This window comes from Paracoccus haematequi, assembly GCF_900631945.1.
GTDB classification, from domain to species: domain Bacteria; phylum Pseudomonadota; class Alphaproteobacteria; order Rhodobacterales; family Rhodobacteraceae; genus Paracoccus; species Paracoccus haematequi_A.
Genome location: NZ_UZWE01000056.1, coordinates 1 through 5,743, shown reverse-complemented (window position 1 = coordinate 5,743; position 5,743 = coordinate 1). Strand labels below are relative to the sequence as shown.

Sequence of the window (5,743 nt, the reverse complement as noted above, 5' to 3'; positions counted from 1 at the left end):
CATCGCGCTCCGCTGCGAGAAGACCGTCTCGTCCTTCAAAGCCTTCGTCGATCTCGCCTGCGCTATGGCTTGGGTCGCTTAAATGAAGACGCCGCCTAGCGCAGGGGCATCGGCACCGTCTCGGCCGGGGCGAGATATTCGATCAGCACCGCCGACATGTCGTCCTGGCGTTCGCCCCGGCAATATTCCGACACCGACCAGGCCATGGATTCCAGGAACACATGGCCCCCCAGGAAGGCGTTGGTGCGCAGGATCGCCTCGACCCCGTCGTCGCCCAGCAGGCGGCCCGCGGGGTTCGTCGCCTCGGTGATGCCGTCCGAACAGATCAGCAGCCGGTCGCCGGGCTTCATAATCACGTCGATCTCGTCGAAGATCGGGTTTTCGAAGACGCCGATGGGCATCCCGCCATTGCCCAGCGGCAGGACGGTGCCGTCGGCGCGTTGCAGCACCGGGTGGGGATGGCCCGCCTGGACCATGCGCAGCCTGCCCGTCGTGTGATCGAGATCGGCATAGATCATCGTGTAATAGGTATCGGTCGCCATCTCCTCCAGCATCATGTTGTTGAAAAAATGCGCGAGCGCCGCCGGGCTGACGGCGTCGGTCCCGGTCTGGGCCGCGCGCAGCGCCACGTTCTGATCGGCCGATCCCGACAGATGCACCGACAGTTGCGCGGTCAGCAGCGCCGCAGTCACCCCGTGGCCCGACACGTCCAGCGCATAGATCCCCACCCGTTCCGGGCCGATCGGAAAGAACCCCACCAGATCCCCGCCGATATGGCCCGCCGGGCGCAGCAGCAGCGACAGCTGGATCTGCCCGAAGCGCCCCGACCGCTGCTTGACCAAGCCCTGTTGCAGCTTGCGCGCCTCGGTCAGGTCGCGGTCGATGGCGGCCTGGGTGTCGCGCAGCTTGTCCAGCGCCGAACGAAGCTGGGCATTGCTGGCGCGCAGATCCTCCTCGACCCGCAGGATGCGTTCTCCGGCGGCCAGGCGGGCCAGCAGTTCCTGTTGCGCGACCGGCTTGGCCAGGAAATCGTCGGCCCCCGCCTCGAGCCCGCGGGCGATGTCCTGGTGATCCTGGGCCGAGGTGAGCAGCACGAAATAGCCATAGTTGCGCCGTTCCCCGGCGCGGAAGGCCCGGCACAGATCCAGTCCCGATTCCAGCCCGTCCTGCCCCGGAAACGACCAGTCGGACAGGATCATGTCGGGTTCGCTGCGCTGGCACAGGCGCAGCGCATCGGCGACCGAGGCGGCCTCCATCACCTCGTAACGGGCGCGGCGAAGCTGGATCGCGAAGATGCGCCGCTGCGCGGAGCTGGCGCTGACGATCAGCACCCGCCGCATCAACCGGGCGCCCGAGGGTGGGGCAGCGGACGGGATCTGGTGATTCGGGCGTTTCATGACCAAGGTGATAACCCCTTGGTGGTAAAGGCCCCGTTAAGCGCGGATCGTCTCGGGCGGGTCAGACCAGCAGTTCGGCCAGGATCTCGTCGTTGGTGATGTCGCGATAGACGAAGCCCGCATGATCCAGCCGCGCCTTGAGCGTGGTCAGGTTCTGCGGCGCCGAGGTCTCGATGCCGATCAGGATCGATCCGAAGTTGCGCGCCGATTTCTTGAGATATTCGAACCGCGCCACGTCGTCTTCGGGGCCAAGCAGTTCCAGGAAATCGCGCAAGGCGCCGGGCCGCTGCGGCAGCCGCAGAACGAAATATTTCTTCACGCCCGCAAAGCGTTGCGCGCGTTCCTTGACCTCGGGCAGGCGTTCGAAATCGAAATTGCCGCCCGAACAGACGCAGACCACCCGCTTGCCCGCCAGGTTGCCCAGATCGCCCAGCACGTCGATGGCCAGCGCGCCCGCAGGTTCCAGCACCACGCCTTCGGTGTTCAGCATCTCCAGCATGGTGATGCAGATCCGGTCCTCGGGCGCCAGATGCACGTCCTGGGGGCTGAACCGGCGCAGCGCCTCGAATGGCAGGGCGCCGATGCGGGCCACGGCCGCGCCATCGACGAAATTGTCCACGGCGGGCAGCGCGACCGGCGCGCCCTGCTGCAACGCGGCCTGGAGGCTCGCCCCGCCCAGGGGTTCGGCAAAGGCGAAACGCGTGTCGGGCGCCCTCTCGGCGAAATAGCGCGTCACCCCGGCCGACAGCCCGCCGCCGCCCACCGGCAGCACCACCAGATCGGGCGCGCCGCCCAACTGCTCCAGGATTTCCAGGCCGACGGTCGCCTGGCCCTCGATCACATCGGCCGAATCGAAGGGCGCCAGGAATTGCGCGTCCTGTTCGGCGGCAAAGGCCTGGGACGCGGCCAGCGTCTGGTCGAAATAGTCGCCGGTCAGCACGATCTCGACCGCGTCGCCGCCGAAGACCTTGGTCTTGTCGATCTTCTGGCGGGGGGTCGTCACCGGCATGAAGATCGTGCCCCTGGCCCCGAAATGGCGGCAGGCATAGGCCACGCCCTGCGCATGGTTGCCCGCGCTGGCGCAGACGAAATGCGCGTTCCCCGCGGCCCCCGCCGTCACCCGCTTGCGCATGGCGTTGAACGCGCCGCGCAGCTTGTAGCTGCGGACCGGGGTCAGATCCTCGCGCTTGAGCCAGATGTCCGCGCCGTATCGGGCCGACAGGTGGTCGTTGCGCTGCAAGGGCGTCGGTTCGAACAGGTCGCGGATGGCGGTTTCGGCGTTGCGGACCAGATCGGCGAAAGAGGGGGCGGCGTTTTCCATGCGCCTGCGCATGACGTGAAAATACGGGGTTTGCAAGGGGTTGTTAAGCGATTGCTCAGTCGCCCAGCAGCACCATGATGACGATTGCCCCGATCGCCAGAAGCCAGATCGGCGGACCTTTCTTCTTGGCCTTGGGGACCGGCCGGCCCGTTGGTGGGGCCGCTTTGTCCGCAACACGCATCTTTCCAGTACCATGGCACTTGGGGCAAACGGCGCCATCGGCCAAGGATTTTCCCGGCAATTGCCCATAGCCCCCGCAATAGTCGCAGTTTACCTGTGCCATGCCCATCCCCGACCCGCCCGGCGCCATCCTAGCAAAGATTGCTGCACCTGTCTCGATTGGTGCTCTCAACGGCCAAATGGCGAATCCCTTGCCACAGCGGCCTTCCGCAGTCTTGTCCGCCGTGACGATTGGGCCTATTCCCCCGAAAACTTCGCCAAAGGGTTAACCGCATGTCTGACGCGCCGAAAAAAGTCGTCCTTGCCTATTCGGGCGGGCTGGACACCTCGATCATCCTCAAGTGGCTGCAGACCGAATACGGCTGCGAGGTGATCACCTTCACCGCCGACCTGGGCCAGGGCGAGGAACTGGAACCGGCGCGCCAGAAGGCCGAACTGCTGGGCATCGCCCCGGAAAACATCCACATCGAAGACCTGCGCGAGGAATTCGTGCGCGACTTCGTGTTCCCGATGTTCCGCGCCAACGCGGTCTACGAGGGGCTGTATCTGCTGGGCACGTCCATCGCCCGTCCGCTGATCTCCAAGCGGCTGGTGGAACTGGCGCACCGGCACGGCGCCGACGCCGTGGCCCATGGCGCGACCGGCAAGGGCAACGACCAGGTGCGGTTCGAGCTGTCGGCCTATGCGCTGGATCCCTCGATCAAGGTGATCGCGCCCTGGCGGCTGTGGAATCTGACCAGCCGCACCAGGCTGATCGAATTCGCCGAACAGAACCAGATCCCCATCGCCAAGGACAAGCGCGGCGAGGCGCCCTTCAGCGTGGACGCGAACCTGCTGCACACCTCAAGCGAGGGGAAGGCGCTTGAAAACCCTGCCGAGGCCGCGCCGGATTACGTGTATCAGCGCACCGTGAACCCCGAGGACGCGCCCGACGCGCCGGAATTCGTGGAAATCACCTTCGAGCGTGGCGATGCGGTGGCGATCGACGGCCAGGCGCTGTCGCCCGCCACGATCCTGACCCGCCTGAACGAGCTTGGCGGCAAGCACGGCATCGGGCGGCTGGACTTCGTGGAGAACCGCTTCGTCGGCATGAAGTCGCGCGGCATCTATGAAACGCCGGGCGGGACGATCCTGCTGGAAGCCCATCGCGGGATCGAACAGATCACGCTGGACAGCGGGTCCGGGCACCTCAAGGACAGCCTGATGCCGCGCTATGCCGAACTGATCTACAACGGCTTCTGGTTCAGCCCGGAACGCGAGATGCTGCAAGCCCTGATCGACAAGTCGCAGGAACATGTGTCGGGCACGGTGCGGCTGAAGCTCTACAAGGGTCTTGCGACCTGTGTCGGCCGCTGGTCGGACCAGTCGCTCTATTCCGAAGCGCATGTGACGTTCGAGGACGACGCCGGCGCCTATGACCAGAAGGACGCGGCGGGCTTCATCAAGCTGAACGCGCTGCGGCTGAAGCTGGTCGCGAACCGGAACGCGCGGGCGAAGTAACCGCCCCTGTCTGGACCGAAGGCCGCGGCATCCCCGCGGCCTTTTCTTTTGCCCGGACCTGTCCCACAGTGGCGGCGACCATCGAAAGGCCCGCGCCATGACAGACCGACCCGCCCGCATCGCCATCGTCACCGTTTCGGACCGCGCCGCGCGCGGCGAATACGAGGACAAGGGCGGCCCCGGCGCCGAGGCCTGGCTGCGCGACGTGGTGACCTCGCCGATGGAGATCACCCGTGTGATCATCCCCGACGGCCGCGAAGGCGTGGCCGCGACCCTGCGCGAACTGGTCGAGGGCGGGGCGGACCTGATCCTGGTGACCGGCGGCACCGGCCCCGCGCCGCGCGACCAGACGCCCGAAGCCGTTTTCGATGTCGCAGAAAAAGAGTTGCCCGGCTTCGGCGAGGAAATGCGCCGCGCCTCGCTGGCCGAGGTGCCGACCGCGATCCTGTCGCGGCAAACGGCGGTGATAAGGGATGCGACGCTGATCATTACCTTGCCGGGGAAGCCTGCGGCGATTGCGACGTGCCTGAACGCGGTGTTCGCGGCGGTGCCCTATTGCTTGGACCTGATCGGGGCGGCGAGGATCGAGACGGATGGGGGGAAGGTGAAGGCGTTTCGGCCGGGGATGAGATAGGAATATTTCCCAAAGCTGATTAACTTCAGGAAATAATAGCCAGTTAAATAAAGTGGGGTAGCTTCTTAGCTGCCCAAGATCTCTTGGATTTCTTGGGAAGAGAGAGAACTGGAGACGCTTCCAAAGCCTTTTTGCTCTTTCGCTCGAGTTATTTCGTGCTTCGGTATTCCTAGCGATAATACTTCATCGTCTGATAGATCTTTGACGCTGAACCAAGTGATGTCCTCGCCAATGATGTCCCAACATTTCTCGATTCCAGCTACTCCAATACAGCCTTGTATAACCACTCGAACGCCGCTTGCTAGTGGTTGCATGCAAACCTTAAATCTTGCAATGCCAACTTCGTATAACGGAAAACAGCCTTGAGTCAAATTAAACCTAAATCTCTGCCCGAACGCATCAATTTCTAAGTAATAGGAACCCGAATCGTGTACAATCCGAACTTCCCCTCGAATCTCTATGCAGTAGTCTCGTCCGAAGACATTGACACATTCCTTCCAGTCTATCCGACGCGACCAAACCACTTGTGAAATTAGAGGTTCCATTGCTCTCTCCTGTTGGGTGACAAGTTTGCGAATCGCTAATCTGCCAAGCTTATGATTTTCTTGGGCAACTAGGGCGTGTTGACGTTTGAGGATTTCCAAACTGATCGCTGGCTGATTCAAGGCTGCCAAATGGGAGGCAACCTTGATCCGCACGACGTTGACCGAC

6 protein-coding genes are annotated in these 5,743 nt (G+C 63.7%); 2 read left to right on the top strand and 4 right to left on the bottom strand.

Going from position 1 to position 5,743, the window contains the following annotated elements:
- Positions 1-95: 95 nt before the first annotated feature.
- The 3 genes from PARHAE_RS17370 to PARHAE_RS17360 all read right to left on the bottom strand — a co-directional run bounded on the left by PARHAE_RS17370 (position 96) and on the right by PARHAE_RS17360 (position 3,001).
- Entirely contained in the window at positions 96-1,397 is a 1,302-nt protein-coding gene (locus tag PARHAE_RS17370; RefSeq protein ID WP_241232866.1) for a PP2C family protein-serine/threonine phosphatase, read from the bottom strand.
- A gap of 61 nt (positions 1,398-1,458) precedes the next feature.
- Positions 1,459-2,718 carry a threonine ammonia-lyase IlvA gene (gene ilvA, locus PARHAE_RS17365; protein ID WP_126155821.1) on the bottom strand — a complete coding sequence of 420 codons (1,260 nt, stop codon included), beginning with the start codon at positions 2,716-2,718 and terminating at the stop codon, positions 1,459-1,461.
- Between the two features lie 55 nt (positions 2,719-2,773).
- The gene (locus tag PARHAE_RS17360; protein ID WP_126155820.1) at positions 2,774-3,001 is read right to left on the bottom strand and encodes a hypothetical protein; all 228 of its coding nucleotides are present in this window, start codon (positions 2,999-3,001) and stop codon (positions 2,774-2,776) included.
- A gap of 128 nt (positions 3,002-3,129) precedes the next feature.
- On the opposite strand from PARHAE_RS17360, the gene PARHAE_RS17355 reads away from it, so the two are divergent.
- Both PARHAE_RS17355 and mog read left to right on the top strand, forming a co-directional pair.
- Positions 3,130-4,398: an argininosuccinate synthase gene (locus PARHAE_RS17355; RefSeq protein WP_277600685.1), complete on the top strand. Its 1,269-nt coding sequence runs from the start codon at positions 3,130-3,132 to the stop codon at positions 4,396-4,398.
- Positions 4,399-4,495: 97 nt separating this feature from the next.
- Positions 4,496-5,032 (top strand): molybdopterin adenylyltransferase, encoded by a 537-nt coding sequence (gene mog, locus PARHAE_RS17350; RefSeq protein ID WP_126155818.1) that lies wholly within the window; start codon positions 4,496-4,498, stop codon positions 5,030-5,032.
- 65 nt (positions 5,033-5,097) lie between these two features.
- On the opposite strand, the gene PARHAE_RS21240 is transcribed toward mog, so the two are convergent.
- Positions 5,098-5,743: hypothetical protein (locus tag PARHAE_RS21240; protein ID WP_164555305.1), on the bottom strand; the 646-nt coding region annotated here is incomplete at its 5' end.